Here is a 21,358-nt window from a genome sequence, read left to right as displayed (position 1 = left end):
CTCTTCTTGGTATCTCTGAAAAGAGGCCAATTATACTAAGCGTGAGAAAAAATCTTATAAAATATGGAGCAGTCGGGGGCGGCATCATACTCCTCCTACTGCTCTACTTTTTTAACCCCGAGAACTATTCTTTCTATCCCCGATGTCCTTTTCTTCTGGTCACAGGGTACCAGTGCCCTGGATGCGGGTCCTTGAGGTTTGCACACGCACTACTCCAAGGGGATTTTTCTTTAGCTTGGCATCATAATCCAGTTTTATTTGCAGCTCTTCCCTTTCTTCTCTTTCTTTTCTTCCTGAGCATAACACGCCAAAGAAACCCATGGGTGGAGCGATGCTACCTTTTTTTAAACTCAAAAGTGAGCATTATACTAATGACTTTGCTTATTTTTATCTGGTGGATTGGGCGCAACCTATAACAATCCCTATCGCTTAGCCCTAAAAAGGTAGTGTTTGGGGTGGTTGCCTGAGCAGAAGAAGTGCAAGACAAGACACAAGGCAATCAGGTTCTCTTCTTCAAAAGAAAACCTTAAAACTATTCCGTCGAAATTACACGATGCGTGTATTATGAACGCCTGGTAAGGTGTTCAAACGATTGCGAAGAGCATTTAGATGGGGGCGCAAAGCCTGTACGGTGAACTCTCCATACATGAGAGCTTCGTTCGGCTTTATATTGTATGATAATAGTCGTATCCCTACGGAGTGATTGAAAAGGGAGATAATACGTGCAACAAGGTCCATACTATTTATTCCCTCTATATGAATATGCGCTTTGGTAGGATTAACTCCCAAGCCATTCCATTGAGCTGGTAGTATTTTCTCGGGATTGTTTTCTATTAGATTGGGCATGTTAGGGCAAGAACAGCGGTGAATTCTAATCCCATTGCGAGTAGGATAGGCCACAATAGAGTCTCCATACTGCGGATTGCAGCACTGCGCCAGTGTATAATCCAGCCCTTTTATGTTCATATCAACAATAAGAACGGAGCCGTCTCCCTTGCCTGTAATGGTATTGTCTTTATGAGCATCGTCTCCCGTCTTTACCTCCTCATAGGAGAGAGGGGCATCAAGCCTTTGCTGTTCCTGTATCTCCAGTGCTTTATGTAGAGACTCATACTCTCTTTCATACTCACTCAGGAAAGTAACAATATCTACCTTACCATCGCTTAGATCAATAAAGAAATCTTTGGAAGAGGTATATTTCCAGCGGTAAACAACTTGTAGGAAAACGCGCTCATTATAAATTAGCTTACGATTGCGAAAACGTCGATCCAAAAGCTCTCTGGCTGCTGCAAGACCTTTTTCTTTTCGCTCTCGAATCTTACGTCTAATATGCGCCCTGGCAGAAGATGAGACCACAAACTGTAACCAATCTTCTCGCGGATATTGATTTCTACTGGTTATAATATTTACCGTATCTCCATTGTGCAGTTCTGTCCGTAAAGAAACATTGCGTCCATTCACAATGGCAGAGACTGCATGACTACCGACATTGCCATGAATAGAGAAAGCAAAATCGAGCACGGTAGCTCCCGAGGAAAGTTTTTTCAGTTCGCCCAAAGGCGTAAAAACAAAGACACTTTCCGTTGCTTTAATGCGATACTTTTCATCGGAGATAAGAGCTTCATTGGGAGACTTCTCTAAAAATTTTCGCACAGAGGTAAGGGAACTATCGAACTCCCCCTCTCCTTTAAGCCCCTTATAACGCCAGTGTGCAGCAACTCCCCTCTCGGCAATTTCATCCATCCGCACCGTACGTATTTGTACCTCTATAAAACGTCCTTCTGGTCCCTTTACCGTTATCTGCAAAGACTCGTATCCATTATCCTTGGGATGTGTAATCCAATCCCTCAAACGTTTAATATCGGGTTCAAAAGCATCTGTAACTACAGAGTAAACGTGCCAGCAAGCCTCTAACTCTTTCTTTAAGGGGACATCGAGAATAATACGAATAGCCGTGAGATCAAATATGTTATCAAAATCGACGCCTTTTGTTTTAATCTTATTGTGAATAGAGTATATTGACTTAGTACGAGACTTGATCGTATATTGCCATCGAGAGGCACGCCCCTTGTCAAGGTGTTTTTTCAGCAAAGCCAAGAAATTATTCAGATATTTCTCTCTATTGGTTTTAGTTTCTCCCAGTTTATTTTTAATCCAATAGAAAGAGTCAGGATCGGTATACTTGAGATACAAATCTTCCAGCTCTCCTTTTATAGCATAAAGCCCCAACTTATGAATAAGTGGAAGAAAATAGGTACCAACCTCAACAGCTTGCTCTTTTCTCTTTTCTTCCGGCAGATAATCCTTTGCCGTGCGCATACGGTAAAGCCTGTCGGCGATAATCAAAAGCAAAACCCGAGCATCTTCTGCAACAGAGAGTAAGAGCTCTCTAAAAAGATCGCCCTCTAACGAGGTACGACGCATATAGATTTTCTCCGTTTGGAGCATCTTTTCGATCAAATCTGCAGTACTCTTAGAGGTTAAACGCTCCACCTCCTGTAAGGAATAGAACTCCTTTTGTACAGCTCTATAAAAGAGAATAGCGGAAACTGATATAGCACTTAGTCCTAGCTCCTCTACGGCAATAAGTGCTGTCTCTAAATGTCGCAAAAAGCCATTGTAGCCAAACTCATCCCTACTCCAACATCCCTTAAGTAGCAAATCTGTAAGAAGGGAGCGATAGGATCTATAGTCGTATACCAGATGACCGCACGTTTTAAGTCTTCGGTATACCTCTAACAGACGTTTCTTCTCCTCTCCAGAAAAATAATCTCTACCCTCAGTTTGATCTTTTAGGAAAAGGTCTGACATCGTTACCTTTTGTTTAACTCTTAAAACTCATCGAGCTCTTCAAGCCCTGCTACTACATAAGGACGCACCAGATCATGAGGCTTTATCACCTCATCATTCCACTCTATCAGGTCAATATCTATAACGACAATGCCCTCTTCCTCATCTTCCTCTTCTCTCCCCATTTCTGTCTCTACCGTTTTTAAGTATTCGACAAAAACTTCCTGAGAGTATTCTGTTTTTACCACAGCAACAAGATTCAAAAAAGGCTTAGCTCCCTCAGGGAGATCAATCGGATCTGTTATCTCTGGGGTAGAAAATCTCGTGTCGGGATAATCTACCTGTAAGCGTTGGATGGCCATACGTATATTCTGCGTACGCTCATAATTACTACCAATGCTTATAATCGCTTTGTTTGTCATTTATATCTTAAATGAATTTTTATTGTTTTCTTCTGATTGCACACGCACAGATTCTTCATGAACAATAGACATTATATGTTCAACAAAAGCTCTCTGCAAGCCCAATTTTTCTCCCCAAGAAGCTCTCTCTTGCAGTATAGAAGCAAATTGCTCTGCTTGTAAGATCGGGATATGAGCCGACTGCTTATAGAGACCTATTTCTCGGGAAACAGCCATCCTTCGAGACAAAACAGAAAAGAGGTGTTCATCTATTTCTGAGAGAAGTATGCGGTAACGATTCAATTGCTCATCTTCAGAAAAAGATATATTCCGAGGAGATATCTTTGCCATTATATCGCATAACTCCAGTGGTGTTATTTGCTGTTTAGCATCACTCAAAGCTTTTTCTGGCTCGACATGGCACTCAATCATCAATGTGTCGAAACCTAAATCAACCGCTTTCTGGCACATCGCATCTACGGCACTACGCTGCCCTGTTATATGACTTGGGTCACAAATAATATGAATGTCTGGGAAAATACGTTTCAGCTCAAAAACGATGCTCCAGTAGGGCACATTACGGTAGAGGGAACGCCCTGTAGGATAAGAAGAAAAACCTCTAAATACGGCACTTATGTTAGAAACACCCACTGCCTGTAAGCGTTCTATCGCCCCAACCCAGAGAGAGAGATCGGGACTAATTGGGTTTTTAACAAGTACAGGAGCCTTGGAAGAGCGTAAAATCTCTGCAATGCTCTGTACCGCATAAGGATTAGAAACAGTCCTTGCCCCTAACCACAAAACGTCTATGTTAGCCTCTAAGGCAAGAGCTGCATGCTCAGGCAAACAGACCTCGGTTGCTACTTTATAACCAAAATCTCGCTGAACGCTTTGTAACCATGATAAGCCTTTCTTACCGACCCCTTCGAAACAACCTGGTTGCGTACGAGGCTTCCATAGCCCAGCGCGAAAGAGCGATATATCTAAAGGCTTTAATCCTAAAGCTGTAGCATAAACCTGCTCGTAACTTTCGGCACTACAAGGGCCTGCGATTAATGTTATAGGGACTGCCCCCTCTTTATTTTGTTGCCTCATTTTTCTTTTCTTTTTTCCTATTTGCAAGTATCACCTGCTCTAAAAGACTCGCATATTTTGTGGCAATATCGGAGCGAGAAAAACCTTTCACATAGGTTTTATTCTGATTTTCAATGCAAGTATACCCATTTTCTTTCCAATAGGCATAATATTTCTTGATAAAATCTATTGCATCTTTCTGTTTTTCGACAGCACAACCCGCATTGGCATCTCTCAGTATAGTACTTCTGATGGCATCATCACTGCGTACCATAAGAATCGGCTTTTCCATTGCCATCGCCTCAAATATTTTAGTGGAAACAATCCCTTTAGCCCCTTCTGGATGTGCCAAAAGCAAGACAATCGAAGACTCCGACAGGATATCAGCAACCTTGCGAAAAGGCACCATAGAGTAAAAATGCTGCATCTCTTTTATATATTCAGGTTGTTGCTCCAATTGCTTTCTCAGAATCCCTTCTGAGTGGGCATCCACGTACCATCTTACCTCTAAGGCTTTGGTATTAATTATATCTGAAAGTTCCTCCGACTTTAAAATATCAAAAAAGAGAGAAGGATTGGCATGCTCAACAGAAAGAAGCCTCCCCGTAAAGACAATTCTAAAAAGGTCTACCCTCGGATGACGCGGTGTAAAGATGGTTTCCTCAAAACCATTATAAAACGACTCTATTGATTTATCAGGAAAGTAACCTTTTAATGTTTCACAATGCCATGGGGAAACAGTCGTTATAGCCCCAGCCTGCTGTAAAAATTGATTTCTCTGAAAAATAAAGATCTTACGCAATATGCTCAAAACACCCCTTTTCAAAAACAAGGGATTGTCGGTAGCAGTAGGCAAAAACTTATAAGGAGGGTATTGCTCTATAATATCTCGACAATCCATTACACAAGGCTTCCGATACTTCCTTGCCAACTTTTTTACAGAGAAGAGAGGAAATGTCCTGTAGGTAAAGCCTACCAATATGTCAAAAGAAGATACATCAACCCTTTTTTCTACCTCTTTTACAAACTTTCTACTCTTAGAGAAAAGAAATAACTCCTGCAAAGACTCTTGCAAGTTATATCTCTTGCGAAGAGGTATTCTATGTACTGCAAATCGATCAACCTCATCTTGAAATACCAAACCATGAGCCGCCTTACTCCACTCAGTTATATGCTCGGTAACGACCTCTACATGCCACCCTATCTGTGTCCACTGTGTGGCCATAGAGTAGACCCGTGGAGCAAAATGAGGCGGATATAAATCTGCAAAAATTAAAACTCTTCGGGACATGGAGCAATGGTTTCTAAAGGGAGATCTTTAAGTTTGTTTTCCTCAATCCGAAGGATGGTACGCAACAGTTCTCTATAAAGCCTCGAATGAAATGGGTGTACCTCTTTGGCCAAAAGATTATTATGAAACAGAAGGTTGGCCTCTCCGCCGAAACGTGCTGTTTGAAGTATAAGGTTATGAGCATAACGAAGAGATTCCTCTCCATTCAATCCCATATATTGAGGTCTATCCAAAGAGCAATCCATAACCGTAAGAGGATGGAGTAACAAATTGGTAATAATACCTGTAGATGGTAATATAAAATGTACAGGACGACAAGTACCTAAGCGAAATCCAGCAATGTCGGGATAACCCATTGAAAAGTCTTCCCAAATACCCGCATCTGACAGAAACAAAAAGTCTTCTGGCTCTCTACACGCCAAATAATGATAGCGACATTTGGTAATACTCTTTCTCAAGTCATGTTTCAAACGATTAACATGCGTAATAATCCGCCCTGGATGTTTCGAACACTCCATAGGAAAATGGATTTCTTCCTCTACACCATACTTCTGAGCATAACAATGTACCTTATGGGCTACCCCTCTAAGAAGACTATAATTAGGTCGGTCTTCTATCTCTTTCCCCTGTGTTTTGTAGAAAAAAATAGAGGAACATTTTCCTGGAATGCGCCGCTCTACCTCTCGATTCCACTCCAAGAAACGATCGAAAGTAAAGAATCTATCTTTCAACAAGGGTTGGAAAGCTAAGCTATAAGCCTTTTTCAAAGACTTCCCTTCCTTTAGTAAAGCTCGCAAAAAGCTCCTAATACCATGATATTCATAGGGTTCATCAATATCATGGGTAAGATGTATGTAACTGAACTTCTGCTCGTATTTAGGCACAGAAATTCCCTCCTCTTCCAAGAGAGAGAGTAGATAATCTCCGTACTCTTCCACCACAGGACGATGTATAAAACCTGCTTTTACAGGCAGAGACCACTGTCCTAAAAAACGCCCATACTTATCTCTTTCAAAGCGTTTATACATCTCCTCATAGCGAGAAATAAGAAAATAAGTAGAAGCTATTATATCTGCACGCAACAAAAGTACTCCAGTCTCACTACAACGCTCTACACGAGGCTCTCCAAAAAGTATAGGGGTATTTTTCCACTCCTTAAGAGGTAATTCTGGATAGGCCTCTTCGGTACCGTAAACGCCAAACTCAAAAAAGCGAGAAGGGATAATAACAATTTTATAATTACTCCATTCGCTCCTATTCGATGTATACCCCACAAGTTTGGAGAGCACTCCCACAGGAGGGTCCTCTCGCAGTAAGAAAGAAAGAATATATTCAACAATCTTATCGGTACGCATCTCAAGAATTAGCTCTTAAATAGTAGTGTCTTAGTCTAACTTTTTGAGCAATGCTCATATTCCCCTTAGAGACTTCAATAAAAGGTATTTGTGTGGAAGAAAAAGAGCGAAAAAGAAACTCGACCCCCTTAATCATAGAACCTTCAAAGTCAAATAAAAGAACTCCCCGCTCATAGAGAGAAAGTAACACTCTGTGCAAAAGATAAGCCGTAGGGCTACTATCCTTAACTTCGGGATGCGTAGCCGTTGCTATCAAATAGGCTGTTTCACAAGACAAGGCTACAAAAGCAGATGCCAAAAGTACTCCATCGGCAGAAGTTATCCCTGCAATAAATCCTTGCTGGAGAGCAAGGCTCTCTGTTACTCCTCTTTCTAAAGAAGGGAGCAAAAGAAGAGAAATATTTCGTCTTTTGTAGAGATCTTTCAGGTGCTTAAAAAACTCTTGGCTCGCAATTTCTTCTGAATAAACCCATCCGTTCTTCTCGGCAGTTACCACCTTTTGTCGGATATGACTACTCTCTCTTCGTAGCAAATCTCTCTCTTCACAGAGAGAAAGCTGATAAGTATAACGCACCGAAGAAGAATATCCCCTCCAATAAAAGGGCAACCAATCTGAAAAATCGGAAGAAAAGGGAAGCCTAAAAAATCGTTTGTCGCTATGAGACTCTAAGAAAGACTCTAAAAGCTGCCTTCGCTTAACAAAGACTTTATGATCATTGCGATACCTCCCCGACAAAGAAGAGTGATAAACGATGCCTCCCGATTGAGAATAGGGAGGAGTTATCACCAAATTACCCACAGGTTGAAAAACAGGTATTACCGCCCAAGTAGCCGAGGAGGATATAGTATAAGGCTTCCACCCCTCTTTTCCTACCATAGCATCAAGCCACCAGGGCATATAATACAAAGAGGTTGTCTGCGGGTTTTCCGAGACAAACTCTTCGTAACGTTTTCTATCTAAAACGACCTCTGAGTAGGGCATTCAAAGAATCAATAGCAAGCGAGTATAGGGCAACTACTCTAAATTATTTCTAAGGAAATATCCTTATTACTTATTAGACTCTTTTATAGCTTGAAGAATTTTTTCGCGCAACTCTTCCCTTAACTCGGGATTATCTTTTAAGAGCGTGCGTATTGCTTCCTTACCCTGCCCTAATTTCGCCCCTTCATAGCTGTACCAAGAACCGCTCTTTTTAAGAATATCCAGGTCTGTTGCGATGTTAATAATCTCGCTTTCCAAAGAAATACCCTCTCCAAAAATAATTTCGAAGTCAGCGGTGCGGAAAGGAGGAGCAACCTTATTTTTCACCACCTTGACTCTTGTTTCATAGCCATATATGTCCTCTCCATTTTTCAATGCACCCGATCCTTTCTTACGGATATCAATACGAATAGAAGAGTAGAACTTAAGAGCGTTTCCTCCTGTGGTTGTTTCTGGATTACCATAAGTAACCCCTATTTTATCGCGCAGCTGATTGATAAAAATGCACACAGCATTCGACTTACTCACAGCACCCGTCATCTTACGCAGGGCTTGCGACATCAAACGTGCTTGAAGTCCCACGTTTTTGTCTCCCATATCGCCCTCAATCTCGGCCTTGGGAGTTAGAGCCGCCACGGAGTCTATAACTACTATATCAACGGCAGAAGAACGTATCAACTGCTCGGCTATTTCCAAAGCCTGCTCCCCGTTGTCGGGTTGAGAAATCCATAGTCGCTCTACATCTACACCTAAATTGGCAGCATAAGCGGGGTCAAAAGCATGTTCGGCATCAACAATAGCAGCTAAGCCGCCTAACTTTTGAGCCTCTGCAATGGCATGTATAGCCAAAGTAGTTTTACCAGAAGACTCTGGTCCAAAGATCTCTATAATTCGCCCACGTGGGTACCCACCCACGCCTAAAGCCAAATCAACAGAAAGGCTTCCAGAGGGAATCACACTAATGTTTTCTGCATGTCCATTGGCAAGGTTCATAATAGCACCCTTACCAAAACTTTTTTCGATGCGCTCCATGGTAGCCTTGAGGGCTTCCAATTTATTTTTGTCTACCTCTGGTTTGCTCTTTTCGGCAGGTTTAGAAGTAGCAGGGTTTGTTGTATCGGTACTCATAATTTATAATGCTTTAAGTATCTGAGCTGCGTGTTCTTTTGTTTTTATCTCTTTTCCACGGAAAACAAAGGCAATCACACCCTCTCTATCTATAATAAAAGTGGTACGTTCTGTACCCATATACTCTCTTCCATACATCGATTTCTTTACCCAAACACCCATCTGCTCTTGCAATGTATGCTCTACGTCTGCAATTAGGGGGAAAGGCAGTTTATGTTCTTCGATAAACTTCTGATGAGAGCGTGCAGAGTCCTTGCTTACACCGACTATTTTACAGCCTTTTTCCGCCAAAAGTTCTATGTTATCTCTTAAGGAACAAGCCTCTGCTGTACAGCCCGATGTATTATCTTTCGGATAGAAATATAAAACCCAAGGAGAGCCTAAAAAATCACTACTTTTAAGCATGTTACCCTCCTGATCCAATCCCAGAATTTCTGGTACTTTATCTCCAACGTTCATAGTTCATATTGTTTATCACAAAGATACAATTAAAAGTCTGTTTCAAAAGACTTTTTACAAGACTTCGAAGTATAGAAACAACTGCGATATACAGAGAAAGGAAAAAGCAAAAAGATTACAAAAGAGGAGCTTTCACCCCCTCTTTCAGTAACAGAGGAGCAACCTCACGGTCAATCGCATCGTATAAATTTTGGTCTATAAAAGCCTGCAGCGTATATGCCCCACCTTCAACCAGAAGCGATTGTATCCCCTGTCTTTTCAATTCCTCTAAAAGCTGTGATAGTTCCCCCCGCTCCGAATCCCAACGAATAGCTCTTAAATAAGAGGGAAGCAAAGAGGTGTCGGCATCGGGAGCTACTACTATCCATGTGGGGACATCATTAGGTACAAAAAGATGGTAAGTTCCCGTTTTCAGTAAAGATAGCTGCTTATCTAAGACAATCCTTATAGGAGATTTCCCCGACCAATATCGATTGGTTAGCTTCGGATTGTCCCATACCACCGTATTGCGCCCCACCAATATAGCATCATGTATTGCGCGCAATCTATGCACTTCACGCTGACGCAAAGGAGTGCTAAGCACAAAAGGAGGCTCTTCTGGAGAGGTGCGCAAACTATCAATATATCCATCTTCGCTCTCTGCCCACTTCAAGGTTACATAGGGACGTTTTTTGCGAACGGCAGTAAGAAAGAAACGGTTGAGATACTCTGCTTGCTCTTCCAACACACCACAAACGACTTCCACCCCATTGTTTCGCAGTTTTTGAATCCCCCTCCCCGCGACCTGCGGGAAAGGGTCTTTCATAGCTACCACTACCCTACGCACTCCTTTCTTCAAGACTAAATCCACACAAGGAGGCGTTTTACCAAAATGGGAGCAAGGTTCTAAACTAACGTAGAGAGTGCTATGAGGTAGGAAAACTTCATCTTCTGCTTTCACCGAGGCAAAGCAGTTAACCTCTGCATGTGGAGCACCTGCCTTTTGATGAAACCCCTCCCCTATTATACGATTATTATATACCAAGACAGCCCCGACCATCGGATTGGGCGAAGTCTTACCCTCTGCCCAAAGAGCGATGTCTAAACAGCGCTGCATAAAGAGTTCATCTTGAGAAGTCATAAAAAACGATAGCTTTAGCCCAATTATTTTACCGTGAAAGATAAGCGGTGCAAAGGAGTTAGTCCCAACTCCTTTATGGCCTTGCAATGTTGCGGTGTAGGATACCCCTTATTCTCTTCCCATCCATAACCTGGATAGCGAAGAGCTGCGGCTTGCATATACTCGTCTCGATAGGTTTTTGCCAATATCGACGCAGCAGCAATCGCCATAAACTTCGCATCTCCCTTTACGATACAGTGGTGGGGAGTATCCCTGTAAGGCGTAAACCTATTCCCATCGATAAGTAAGCGGTCAGGGCGCAATGCCATAGCATCAATAGCCCTATGCATCGCGAGAAAAGAGGCTCGAAGTATATTTAGCTCATCGATTTCCTGAGCAGATACGCGCCCTATACCCCACGCCAAGGCAGTCTGCTCTATTACGGGGCGTAGCTGTAAGCGTTTGCGCTCACTAATCTTCTTGGAGTCATTAAGCCCCTCTAAAAAAAAGCCCTCTGGTAAAATGACTGCAGCGGCAAAAACATCTCCCGCCAAAGGGCCTCGTCCTGCCTCGTCACAACCACACTCCAAGAGAGTATCGGCTTGAAAACGAAGCGATAAAGAAGCTACCTCTCCCGACATGCCCATCCCTTAAAAGAGGCGTAACACCTTACGTAAAGCCACGACCAAAGCATCAATCTCTTCCATCGTATTGTAGAGCGCAAAAGAGGCTCTAAGCGTAGAGGAGAGACCGAGCAAATCAAGTAGAGGTTCGGCACAATGATGCCCCGAGCGGAGCGCAAAGCCCAATTCGTCTAAAAGCAAACAGATATCATAAGGATGGGCCTGCTCTGCTACAAAAGAGATGACTCCGCTCTTCTCCTTGGCCGTGCCAATGAGACGTATACCCTCAATCGTAGAAAGTTGCTCCATCGCATAGGTCAATAGACTGGTTTCGTAAGCTGCGATTGTCTCTATACCGATACTCTCTATATAATCAATGGCTGTAGCCAAAGCCACAGAGCCAACATAATCGGGTGTACCTGCCTCAAACTTGTAGGGTAACTTGTTAAAAGTAGTGCACTCAAAAGTAACTTTCTCTATCATCTCTCCCCCGAAGTGATAGGGGGGCATCTCCTCCAAAAGAGCCTTTTTACCGTAGAGTACGCCAATCCCCGTTGGGGCATACATTTTATGCCCCGAGAAGACATAGAAATCACAATCGAGTTCTCGCACATTTACCCGACTATGCGCTATTGCTTGCGCTCCATCGATAAGGATTTTTGCCCCTACCTTATGCGCCTCTTCTATAAGTTCTTTTATCGGATTGATGCTACCCAATACATTACTAATGTGAGTGATAGCCACAAAACGAGTTTTTTTCGTCAAAAGCGATTTGTAGGCTTCAACATCTAAAGAGCCATCTGCTCTAAGGGGTGCCACTCGTAGCGTAGCACCTTTGCGTAGTGCTAACTGTTGCCAAGGCACCAAATTGGAGTGATGCTCCATGGCAGATATAACGATTTCATCTCCCTGCCCAATAAAAGTAGCCCCATACGTACTTGCCACCAAGTTGATACTCTCGGTAGTACCTCTTGTAAAGATGACCTCTTCTGATGTAGCCCCTATAAACTCTGCTATGCGCAAACGAGCCGATTCGTGTCGTTCCGTTGCCTCCCTACTCATCTTATACACCCCTCGATGCACGTTAGCATTGCACGATTGATACGACCAGTTAATACTATCAATTACGCACTGAGGCTTCTGGGTGGTTGCAGCACTATCTAAATAAACCCACGGACGCGTTAGATCTGATCGGTTTAATATCGGAAAGTCTGCTCTTACTTTATGTATATCGTAATTCATTTTGTTGCTTACATCTTGTATTTACAATGACACAGGTCAGGGATAATCACTCCAAAATTAGTGAATGTATAGGGGTTTTGCAATGGCAATATGCCAAAAGAGGAGAAAGAAACACCAAGCTTCGTAACACAAACCTTTTCTGAAAGATGAAAGACATAAAAAACAAGAGTAACGCTCTTCCTCTTTTTAGGCAGTCACAAAGAACTAATCACAAACTATTCGAATACGAACATGTAACTTCTACAATAACAATGTGTACGTATGGGGGTATCGATCTTAGCTCCCCTTCCTCAGAGGCTATTTGCAAAACTTTTTTATCTACACTCAAACACCCGCTTGGAGCAAAAAAAACCACAGCCCCAATAAGGAGCTATGGTCTTTCCTATAGTCAAACTGAACAGAGACCGTAGAGAGCCTCTGATGGGAAGTTCGTTATTAGCGGATACGCTTGTAACCGTACACTGCACGTTCACCCAATTCTTCCTCGATACGGAGTAATTGGTTGTACTTAGCAATACGGTCTGTACGGCTCAAAGAGCCCGTCTTAATCTGTCCAGAGTTGGTAGCTACGGCGATGTCTGCAATAGTTGTATCTTCCGTTTCTCCCGAGCGGTGTGATGTAACCGATGTATATCCGTGACGGTGTGCCATATCGATAGCATCCAACGTTTCGCTAAGGGTACCGATTTGGTTTACCTTAATGAGGATAGAATTTGCACAACCCTCTGCGATACCACGACGGAGGAACTCAACATTGGTTACGAAGAGGTCGTCCCCTACGAGCTGACACTTGCCACCAATAGCCTCAGTAAGTTTCTTCCATCCGTCCCAATCGTTTTCAGACATTCCATCCTCGATAGAATCGATAGGGTACTTTTCTGTCAACTGCTTGAGGTAAGCTACCTGCTCATCAATACTACGCTTGGCACCATTAGCACCCTCAAACTTAGAGTAGTCATAGATACCATCTTTGAAGAACTCGCTGGAAGCACAGTCAAGAGCGATAGTAATATCTTTTCCTGGCTCATAACCTGCTGTGCGGATAGCCTCGATAATGCTGTTAAGAGCATCTTCTGTACCCTCAAGTGCAGGAGCAAAACCTCCCTCATCACCTACTGCGGTGCTTAAGCCTCGCCCGTGCAACACTTTCTTCAAAGCATGGAAAACCTCTGCTCCCATACGAAGACCTTCGCGGAAACAACAAGCCCCCACAGGGCGGATCATAAACTCTTGGAACGCGATAGGTGCATCACTATGAGAACCTCCATTGATGATATTCATCATAGGAATGGGGAGTACATACGCATTGGTGCCTCCAATATAACGATAGAGAGGAATATCCAGCTCGGCAGCAGCAGCCTTTGCAACCGCAAGAGAAACACCTAACATAGCATTAGCCCCGAGGTTAGATTTCGTCTTAGTACCATCCAACTCGATAAGCTTCTGGTCAATAGCTCTTTGGTCCAAAGCAGACATACCGAAGAGTGCAGGAGCTATAATTTCGTTTACATTCTCAACAGCCTTAAGCACTCCCTTGCCGAGGTAACGTTTCTTATCGCCATCTCGCAACTCTATTGCTTCATGTTCTCCTGTAGAGGCACCACTGGGCACCGCTGCACGACCAATAAATCCGCTATCCAACACAACCTCTACCTCTACCGTAGGGTTACCACGTGAGTCCAATATCTCACGACCTGTAATTTTCACAATCTCCATAATGATTGATGTTATTTATTTTCTCTTTACGTTTTGTTCCCCACAAAGTTACTCCTTATTTATGAATAGAGAATAACCTCAAGCAAAAGAATACCTCTTACCCACCCAGAAGTAGGTAAGAGGTATCTGTTTTAGGCTTAGTTCTTGAATATAATCTTTTTATCTTCAGAAAGTTCGACCGTTATAGGGCGTTCGTTTACAATCGTACCCGCCAAGAGTGCTTTGGAAAGCTCATTGAGCACCTCACGCTGCAACACGCGCTTCAAGGCTCTTGCCCCAAACTCTGGACTGTATCCCATAGAAGATAGATGCTCCAAGGCTTGATCTGTATAGCGCAACTCTATGCCGTTATTTTTGAGCTGACGTGCAATGCCCTCAAGTTGCAAACGCACAATAGTGTGTATCTCCTCTCTGTTAAGCGGATTAAACACGACAATTTCATCGATACGGTTGAGAAACTCTGGGCGCATAGTACGCTTTAGAAGCGTAAGTACCTCCTGTTTGGATTGCTCCATGGCTTCGGCACCGTGCGCATCGTTACTATCGCCCATCCTTTCACTGAGGATATGGCTGCCCAAGTTGGAGGTCATGATGATGATTGTATTCTTAAAGTTCACCACATGTCCCTTATTATCGGTAAGACGACCATCATCAAGCACTTGTAGCAAGAGGTTAAAGACATCGGGATGCGCCTTCTCTATCTCATCGAAAAGAACGACCGAATAGGGTTTGCGACGAATAGCCTCTGTGAGTTGTCCCCCCTCATCATACCCTACATATCCAGGAGGGGCACCGATTAAGCGCGTAGCGGCAAACTTCTCTTGATACTCACTCATATCGATACGCGTCATCATATTTTCATCATCAAAGAGACACTCTGCCAAGGCTTTCGCCAACTCTGTCTTTCCCACCCCCGTAGTACCTAAGAATATGAAACTACCGATAGGACGCTTAGGGTCTTGCAAACCTGCTCGTGAGCGACGTATAGCATCCGAGACGGCACGTATAGCGTCGTCCTGCCCCACCACTCTCTTGTGCAGTTCTTCCTCAAGGGTAAGAAGTTTCTCACGCTCGCTACGGAGCATACGACTGATAGGTATACCCGTCCACTTAGCAACGATATCGGCTATATCATCGGAAGAAACAACCTCTTTGATCATACCCTCTCCGTTGCGCAGTGCCTCCAATCGAGCATTTTCCTCTTCGATAGCACGGGTCAAAGCCTCCATCTTACCATACCTTATCTCGGCTACTTTGCCATAATCTCCATCACGCTCGGCACGCTCGGCTTCTTGAGCGAGTTGCTCTTTCTCTATTTTCCTTTGTTGAATGGCATTGATAATCTCTTTCTCTGCCTTCCAACGCTTTGAGAGTGCCTCTTCACGCTCTTTCAAAAGAGATATATCGGCAGATAGTTGCTCCAACTTAGGTTCGTCGTTCTCCTTTTTAATCGCTTCTCGCTCAATTTCCAACTGTTTGATACGTCTACTTATCTCGTCCAACTCCTCGGGCATAGAGTCGATTTGAATACGCAAACGAGCAGCTGCCTCGTCTACCAAGTCGATGGCCTTATCAGGCAGGAAGCGATCCGTTATGTACCTATGCGACAAGTGAACAGCAGCAAGCAACGCTTCGTCTAAGATGCGCACCTTATGATGGTTTTCGTAACGCTCTTTTAGCCCTCTTAATATAGATATGGAGGCCAACTCATCAGGCTCCTCGACCATAACCATTTGGAAACGACGCTCCAAAGCTTTATCTACCTCGAAATACTTTCTGTACTCATCCAACGTAGTTGCCCCAATAGCTCGCAACTCTCCACGTGCCAAAGCTGGTTTGAGGATATTGGCTGCATCCAAAGAGCTTGCACCACCCCCAGCACCAACTAAGGTGTGAATTTCATCAATGAAGAGTATTATCCCGCCCTGGCTATCGATAACCTCTTTAATAACTCCTTTGAGACGCTCCTCAAACTCTCCTTGGTATTTTGCCCCTGCTATAAGGGCTCCCATATCAAGAGAGTAGATTTTTTTCCCTTTCAAATTCTCTGGCACGTCTCCTCGTACAATACGATGCGCCAACCCCTCTACGATAGCGGTTTTTCCCACTCCAGGCTCCCCTATTAATATAGGATTATTCTTCGTTCTTCGTGAAAGGATTTGCAACATACGCCTAATCTCATCATCTCGACCGATTACAGGGTCGAGTTTGCTCTCCGAAGCGGCTTGACACAAATCGCGTGCATATTTGCTCAAGGCTTCTTGTTGATTGTTTTGTTGGTTGTTGTTCATAGCTTTCTTTTTTATTGTTTACAAAAAGATATACAAGAGCAATACCCAACGTAGTTTTTATGCCAAAATGACCAAAACAACATCGAAATAAGACTTTTTGTCCGAAATATTCTTCAAAATGAGCCAAGAAAAAAACAAAAGGGCATAGCAAGTAACTCAGTACGACGCTTACCTATTGAGACATTACACCCCTCTAAAAAAGAGTTTTCTCCTTAGCTATAATTCATAAGGATATGAGGAAATCTCTATTTGCAGATTAAATATATATATACGTAGATTGAATATATATATTTTCAATCTTAATATATATATACTCAATCTAAAAATAAAGAACATGTCAAAAGGAAACAGGAATTACCCTCTGTTTATCAAAACTTTATATGGAGACAAAACTATTTTCTACAGAAAGGCTGGAAGCTCTGCAATGGTAAGGAGTAAAAGAAAGGTATTCACACCAACTCCCCGAAGAGCAAGAATTTGATATTCTAAGTATATTTGTACTCAGGAAGTTTATGCACCTCTCTCCCCTCGCGGAAAGAACAAAAAACAAGTAACGTATTATGGGTCAATATCGTTTACATATAAAACTATTTTTACAAGGGCTCTTTGGAGCACTTTTAATTTGGAGTAATTTCCTTACAGCCCACGAACAGCAACACGTAGAGGTTACGTTGGCAATCCCCCGCCAAAGCTATGAATTAAGCCCCTCGGGACGTACACTCGTACTCTGGAAGGGAGACCAAAGCAAAATAAACATGGGCACGGACCCCGTTTTGAGTAAAATAGATACTATCGGAGCCTATGCCTTTCATGCGTTAGATAGTTTGGGACAGATGGTAGCGGATTATACCATCGAGGAGTTAATCCTCCCCCCAACCCTTCGGGCGGTAGAAGAGGGAGCTTTCTACTGTATGGCACTGAAGAAGATCTACCTGAACAATCGCTTGGAATACTTAGCGCGGGCTGCCTTTATTGATTGTGCCCTGACGGAGATCTATCTACCCGCTTCGTTGCGCCTTGTGGCGTCTCCTTTCCTCCGCTGTATGCGTTTGGATCGTGTAGAGGTAGCCGAAGACTCTCCATTCCTTGCCATTGAGAAAGGGGCTTTGGTCAATCTTGATAGAAAGGAATTACTTTACTACCCCACAGGGGCTATCTATGCACAACCTTTATTGCCCGAAGAAATCGTTGCTATAGCTCCCTCTGCCTTCGCCAACAATCCCTACATCCAAAAACTAATTATCCCCAAAGGCGTTCGCTATATTGCCCAAGAGGCTTTTGCAGAGTGCCCCTCTCTTACTACCATAGAGCTACCCTCTACCATTGAAGCTTTAGGAGAGAATGTGTGGCGTTATAGTCCCGTAGATACTTTAGTGATGCGAAGCAATTTTCCCCCTCAATTTGAAGGAAACCCTCGGTTTTTAGTTACCCGTCGGCCTGCACACCTTTACGTTCCCTCTACCACCTTGTCCCTTTATGCAGGAGATGAGTTTTGGAAAAAACACTTTGCGACTCTTGAAAGTATGGACGTTTTAGAAGAGTATTTTATGCAAGAGGGCGAAGATAGCCTACCCTTTTACTTATTGGACAGAATGCTCTATCTAACCCTCCCCGATGGGGTGCGAGAGGCAAGACTATTCGATAGGGATGGGATATTAGTAAAAGTATTATCCCACAGCGGAGGGCACGCCCTATTACCTGGGACGTACCTCCTGCGTATAAAAGATAAAACTTATAAGGTGATTTGTGCCAACCAGCCCTGATTGGAGTAAAAAGCCTGCTCTTTAGGCGTGGAATAATCTAAGATAATTGCTATAAGTTGCCTCTGCAATCTCTTCCAACGGTTTTTGGTACGCATGAGCAATCTCTTGCAACGTATTGATAATGTAAGAGGGTTCGTTCCTTTTTCCTCTATAAGGAGTAGGAGCCAGATAGGGAGCATCCGTCTCTACCAGTAACCGCTCCAAGGGAATTTGGGCGATAAACTCGCGCAAGGGCGACTTCTTAAAGGTAACAACACCATTTATCCCGATATAAAACCTCTCGAAAGAGAGGAGTTCTTTTAGTTCCTCTTCCGTACCCGTGAAGCTATGAAACACACCTTTCAACGATGTCTCATCGTAAGAAGCGATGCATTGTAGCATCTCTTTATGCGCCTCTCTGGTGTGCAAAACAATGGGTAGACAATGTTCCAAAGCAAGCTCTATCTGTAGGTGTAAGGCTTTTTGTTGCTCGGTATAGAATGTTTTATCCCAATAATAATCAAGCCCAATCTCTCCAATGGCGACACATCCGTGTAGGCCTTCTTTTAATTGGAGGGCTATCTTTTGTACATCTTCTTTGTAAGATGAAGTTATAGAAGTAGGGTGTATGCCTATGGCTATATCTGTCAAGTCGGGGAAACGGCTGTGCGTAGCCCATAGAGCAGAGAGTGTATCGAGGTCGATATTGGGGAGTAGCATCTTTTCTACCCCCCTACTCAATGCTCGCGACACCATCTCATCTCCATCCAGATCAAAGGCTTCATCAAATATATGTGTGTGTGAGTCTGCTATTCGTAGCATATTCGATTCGTTAGATGGACCGTTCGGCCAAAGTGTGTATCAAACTCTGGAGAAGTTGCATCGATGTTTCTTCTAAATTGGGAATGGATAAGAGTTTTTTATCGGCTCTATTGGAGTAAAAGAGAATCTCCTTTTTAACCAAACGGTCTATCTCGTAGCGGTCATAGATGGCACGCACAGCATCATATTTCTCTTTTTTGGAAGAAGTTATACCGAGAGCTAGCTCCAAAACCTCTTGCTCCTTTCGCAAAGAGGCTATCTCCCTCGCTTTTATGAGCAACCACGTCTTTTTGTTCTCCTCTATATCGCCACCGATAGGTTTACCAAATACCTTTTCATCGCCATATACATCCAAATAGTCATCTTTAAGTTGGAAAGCAATACCCATATCAATTCCTACCTGATAGAGATCTTCGGTCACTGGCGTAGAAGCTCCCCCAACATATCCGCCTATCTGCAACGCTGCCCCTAAAAGAACTGCAGTTTTATTATGTATCATGCGGATATACTCTTCCATAGCAACCTTTTCTCGCCACTCAAAGTCCATATCCCACTGCTGCCCTTCCATAATACCAATAGACATATTGGTAAAGTGGCGCATGGCCTCTACAATATATTCTCGAGGTAGTTGCATAAGGGCTTTATAAGCTAAGGCAAACATGGCATCGCCCGAGAGAATCGCAGCAGAGAGACCATACTCTGCGGGAACAGAGGGGCGACCTCTTCTCAAAAGAGAGTTGTCCATCACATCGTCGTGCAGGAGAGTAAAGTTGTGAAATATCTCCAAAGCGATTGCAGCTGGCAAAACCTCTTCTTCTCTCCCCCCTACCATTCGGTTAGCCAAGAGAGTGAGTACGGGGCGAAGACGCTTTCCTCCTCCCTCCAATGCATATTGTATAGGTTGGTAAAGCCCTTCTGGCTGTTTATAGGTGGCTAAAAAGTTGAAAAGTTCTTTTTCTACCGTTTGGGCTAAATGTGCAATATCTAAAGTCATAATATATTAGGGACTCTTTAAGAAATGATTGTTTGAGGATTCTGGGGAAAGAAAGAAATCTGTAGCTGAATTTATGAGATTAGAAAACATGAGATTCAAAAAAGAGGGAAAGCTCTTTCTATAGGAACTTTCCCTCTTTTACTATTCATAGCACAAGACCTTTGCCGAATTAATACCCTCTCAAGCCTTATGCTTTCTAAATTACCGTTTAGAGGATTACTGGAGTTTAAATTGGATAGGCAAAGTATATTTCACACGAACAGGTTTTCCTCTTTGCTTACCAGGCTTCCACTTATCCATCTTGTTCACTACACGGAGTGCCTCTTTGTCAAGAGAGGGGTCTACTCCTCTTACTACCGTAGCCTTACTGATAGAACCGTCACGCTCTACAACGAACTGTACGATAACACGTCCCTGGATACCATTATCAGCTGCAATTTCTGGGTAAACAATCGTGCGAGCAACCCATTTCAGCAGAGCTTCCTGACTTCCGCCTGGAGGAACTGGCTCTTCTTCTACGATCTCGAAGATTTGTTCTTCCTCTTCTACCACAGGTGCTGGAGCTGTCACTACAGGAGCAGGGGGAGGAAGAGGTCTCTTTTCGTCAGCAGAGACAAGAGCAATCTTGACTACTTCCTTTTCATTGTCCACGACTTTAAACTCTTCGGGGAGCTGTACTTCTACCGTTTGTTGTACCGGAGTTTCTGGTTCTGGTGGTGGTGGCTCTTGGGTGTCTGGAATGAACAGAGCATCTTCCATGTCTGCCACATCAAGCCTGTCGGCTACTCTTCCATCATCTGCGTTTGATGAATGCCACTCAAGGGCAACAAACACAATAGAAAGCGAGAGTACCAATCCCATCAGAAGTGAGAGTGTTTTCCCACGTTCCAAATTTGCTTTGGGTGATTTCTTTACTTCCATACTTTAATGTATCTTATTAGCTAAACATAGCAACACAAAAGTACAAAGTTTTTTACTTGTATCCTAATAACTCTGCACAACAAGTTCAAAATAAATTTCTGCAAGAGAAATAGATGACTAAGAAGATATATCGCTCAGGGCAACCGCATCAAAATAGGCTTATCTTTGGGTTATGGATATACAAGATTATTTTTCTAATGTAGAAGACCCACGTGTAGTGGGTCGTTGCAAGCATAAGTTGAGCGATATTCTAGTAATTGCATTGGCGAGTTATCTGTGTGGAGGCGAGGATTATGAGTCGATGCATGAACTTTGCTTAGAGCGTGGAGAATCGCTTCGCCCACTAGTTGAGTTGCCTAATGGTTGTCCGAGTGTAGACACTTTCGAAAGAGTGCTCCAACGTATTGAGCCTCAGTCTCTCTATGCCT

At 43.3% G+C, this 21,358-nt stretch carries 20 protein-coding genes; 4 read left to right on the top strand and 16 right to left on the bottom strand.

Translation table 11 applies throughout. The features are described 5' to 3' along the window. Positions 1–63 precede the first annotated feature (63 nt). Both B5D06_RS09115 and B5D06_RS09160 read left to right on the top strand, forming a co-directional pair. The gene (locus B5D06_RS09115) at positions 64–195 is read left to right on the top strand and encodes a hypothetical protein (RefSeq protein ID WP_260398662.1); all 132 of its coding nucleotides are present in this window, start codon (positions 64–66) and stop codon (positions 193–195) included. Next, the gene (locus tag B5D06_RS09160) at positions 192–416 is read left to right on the top strand and encodes a DUF2752 domain-containing protein (RefSeq protein WP_394364845.1); all 225 of its coding nucleotides are present in this window, start codon (positions 192–194) and stop codon (positions 414–416) included. The genes B5D06_RS09115 and B5D06_RS09160 overlap by 4 nt, the downstream gene beginning before the upstream one ends. A 130-nt stretch (positions 417–546) precedes the next feature. Here the strand turns inward: B5D06_RS09160 and B5D06_RS03600 are convergent, their stop codons facing one another. The 13 genes from B5D06_RS03600 to B5D06_RS03540 all read right to left on the bottom strand — a co-directional run bounded on the left by B5D06_RS03600 (position 547) and on the right by B5D06_RS03540 (position 16,451). Further along, a complete protein-coding gene (locus tag B5D06_RS03600) occupies positions 547–2,811 on the bottom strand; it encodes a RelA/SpoT family protein (RefSeq protein ID WP_078736656.1) in 2,265 nt (754 codons plus the stop codon). 20 nt (positions 2,812–2,831) lie between these two features. Continuing rightward, positions 2,832–3,212 (bottom strand): 2-amino-4-hydroxy-6-hydroxymethyldihydropteridine diphosphokinase, encoded by a 381-nt coding sequence (locus B5D06_RS03595; RefSeq protein ID WP_078736655.1) that lies wholly within the window; start codon positions 3,210–3,212, stop codon positions 2,832–2,834. Next, positions 3,213–4,286, bottom strand: a complete 1,074-nt coding sequence (locus B5D06_RS03590) for a bifunctional 3-deoxy-7-phosphoheptulonate synthase/chorismate mutase type II (RefSeq protein WP_078736654.1) — start codon at positions 4,284–4,286, stop codon at positions 3,213–3,215. Then, positions 4,270–5,556 carry a glycosyltransferase family protein gene (locus B5D06_RS03585; protein ID WP_078736653.1) on the bottom strand — a complete coding sequence of 429 codons (1,287 nt, stop codon included), beginning with the start codon at positions 5,554–5,556 and terminating at the stop codon, positions 4,270–4,272. Before B5D06_RS03585 ends, B5D06_RS03590 begins: the two co-directional genes overlap by 17 nt. Beyond that, positions 5,538–6,911, bottom strand: a complete 1,374-nt coding sequence (locus B5D06_RS03580) for a UDP-2,3-diacetamido-2,3-dideoxy-alpha-D-glucuronate deacetylase VimE (protein ID WP_078736652.1) — start codon at positions 6,909–6,911, stop codon at positions 5,538–5,540. The genes B5D06_RS03585 and B5D06_RS03580 overlap by 19 nt, the downstream gene beginning before the upstream one ends. Before the next feature lies 1 nt (position 6,912). Continuing rightward, complete coding sequence (locus B5D06_RS03575) at positions 6,913–7,893, bottom strand: GNAT family N-acetyltransferase (protein ID WP_078736651.1); 981 nt, start codon at positions 7,891–7,893, stop codon at positions 6,913–6,915. Between the two features lie 66 nt (positions 7,894–7,959). After that, positions 7,960–9,021 carry a recombinase RecA gene (recA, locus tag B5D06_RS03570; protein ID WP_078736650.1) on the bottom strand — a complete coding sequence of 354 codons (1,062 nt, stop codon included), beginning with the start codon at positions 9,019–9,021 and terminating at the stop codon, positions 7,960–7,962. A gap of 3 nt (positions 9,022–9,024) precedes the next feature. Then, the gene (locus B5D06_RS03565; RefSeq protein ID WP_078736649.1) at positions 9,025–9,480 is read right to left on the bottom strand and encodes a peroxiredoxin; all 456 of its coding nucleotides are present in this window, start codon (positions 9,478–9,480) and stop codon (positions 9,025–9,027) included. Between the two features lie 115 nt (positions 9,481–9,595). Then, positions 9,596–10,600 carry a bifunctional diaminohydroxyphosphoribosylaminopyrimidine deaminase/5-amino-6-(5-phosphoribosylamino)uracil reductase RibD gene (gene ribD / locus B5D06_RS03560; RefSeq protein ID WP_078736648.1) on the bottom strand — a complete coding sequence of 335 codons (1,005 nt, stop codon included), beginning with the start codon at positions 10,598–10,600 and terminating at the stop codon, positions 9,596–9,598. Positions 10,601–10,623: 23 nt separating this feature from the next. Further along, positions 10,624–11,220: a ribonuclease HII gene (locus B5D06_RS03555; protein ID WP_143742606.1), complete on the bottom strand. Its 597-nt coding sequence runs from the start codon at positions 11,218–11,220 to the stop codon at positions 10,624–10,626. 9 nt (positions 11,221–11,229) lie between these two features. Further along, entirely contained in the window at positions 11,230–12,444 is a 1,215-nt protein-coding gene (locus B5D06_RS03550) for an aminotransferase class V-fold PLP-dependent enzyme (protein ID WP_078736646.1), read from the bottom strand. Between the two features lie 435 nt (positions 12,445–12,879). Next, positions 12,880–14,160: a phosphopyruvate hydratase gene (gene eno, locus B5D06_RS03545; RefSeq protein ID WP_078736645.1), complete on the bottom strand. Its 1,281-nt coding sequence runs from the start codon at positions 14,158–14,160 to the stop codon at positions 12,880–12,882. A gap of 137 nt (positions 14,161–14,297) precedes the next feature. Then, positions 14,298–16,451 (bottom strand): ATP-dependent Clp protease ATP-binding subunit, encoded by a 2,154-nt coding sequence (locus B5D06_RS03540; protein WP_078736644.1) that lies wholly within the window; start codon positions 16,449–16,451, stop codon positions 14,298–14,300. 560 nt (positions 16,452–17,011) lie between these two features. On the opposite strand from B5D06_RS03540, the gene B5D06_RS03535 reads away from it, so the two are divergent. Next, entirely contained in the window at positions 17,012–18,214 is a 1,203-nt protein-coding gene (locus B5D06_RS03535) for a leucine-rich repeat domain-containing protein (protein ID WP_078736643.1), read from the top strand. 21 nt (positions 18,215–18,235) lie between these two features. On the opposite strand, the gene B5D06_RS03530 is transcribed toward B5D06_RS03535, so the two are convergent. The 3 genes from B5D06_RS03530 to B5D06_RS03520 form a co-directional block, all read right to left on the bottom strand. After that, positions 18,236–19,015 carry a TatD family hydrolase gene (locus tag B5D06_RS03530; RefSeq protein WP_221416027.1) on the bottom strand — a complete coding sequence of 260 codons (780 nt, stop codon included), beginning with the start codon at positions 19,013–19,015 and terminating at the stop codon, positions 18,236–18,238. A 10-nt stretch (positions 19,016–19,025) separates the two neighbouring features. Continuing rightward, entirely contained in the window at positions 19,026–20,009 is a 984-nt protein-coding gene (locus tag B5D06_RS03525) for a polyprenyl synthetase family protein (RefSeq protein WP_078736642.1), read from the bottom strand. A 216-nt stretch (positions 20,010–20,225) separates the two neighbouring features. Beyond that, complete coding sequence (locus tag B5D06_RS03520; protein WP_078736641.1) at positions 20,226–20,930, bottom strand: energy transducer TonB; 705 nt, start codon at positions 20,928–20,930, stop codon at positions 20,226–20,228. 172 nt (positions 20,931–21,102) lie between these two features. Between B5D06_RS03520 and B5D06_RS03515 the strand changes: the two genes are divergently transcribed. Then, positions 21,103–21,358: transposase family protein (locus tag B5D06_RS03515; RefSeq protein ID WP_143742603.1), on the top strand; the 256-nt coding region annotated here is incomplete at its 3' end.

Source organism: Porphyromonas circumdentaria (assembly GCF_900167105.1).
GTDB lineage: Bacteria > Bacteroidota > Bacteroidia > Bacteroidales > Porphyromonadaceae > Porphyromonas > Porphyromonas circumdentaria.
This window is presented reverse-complemented; position numbering and strand designations above follow the sequence as displayed.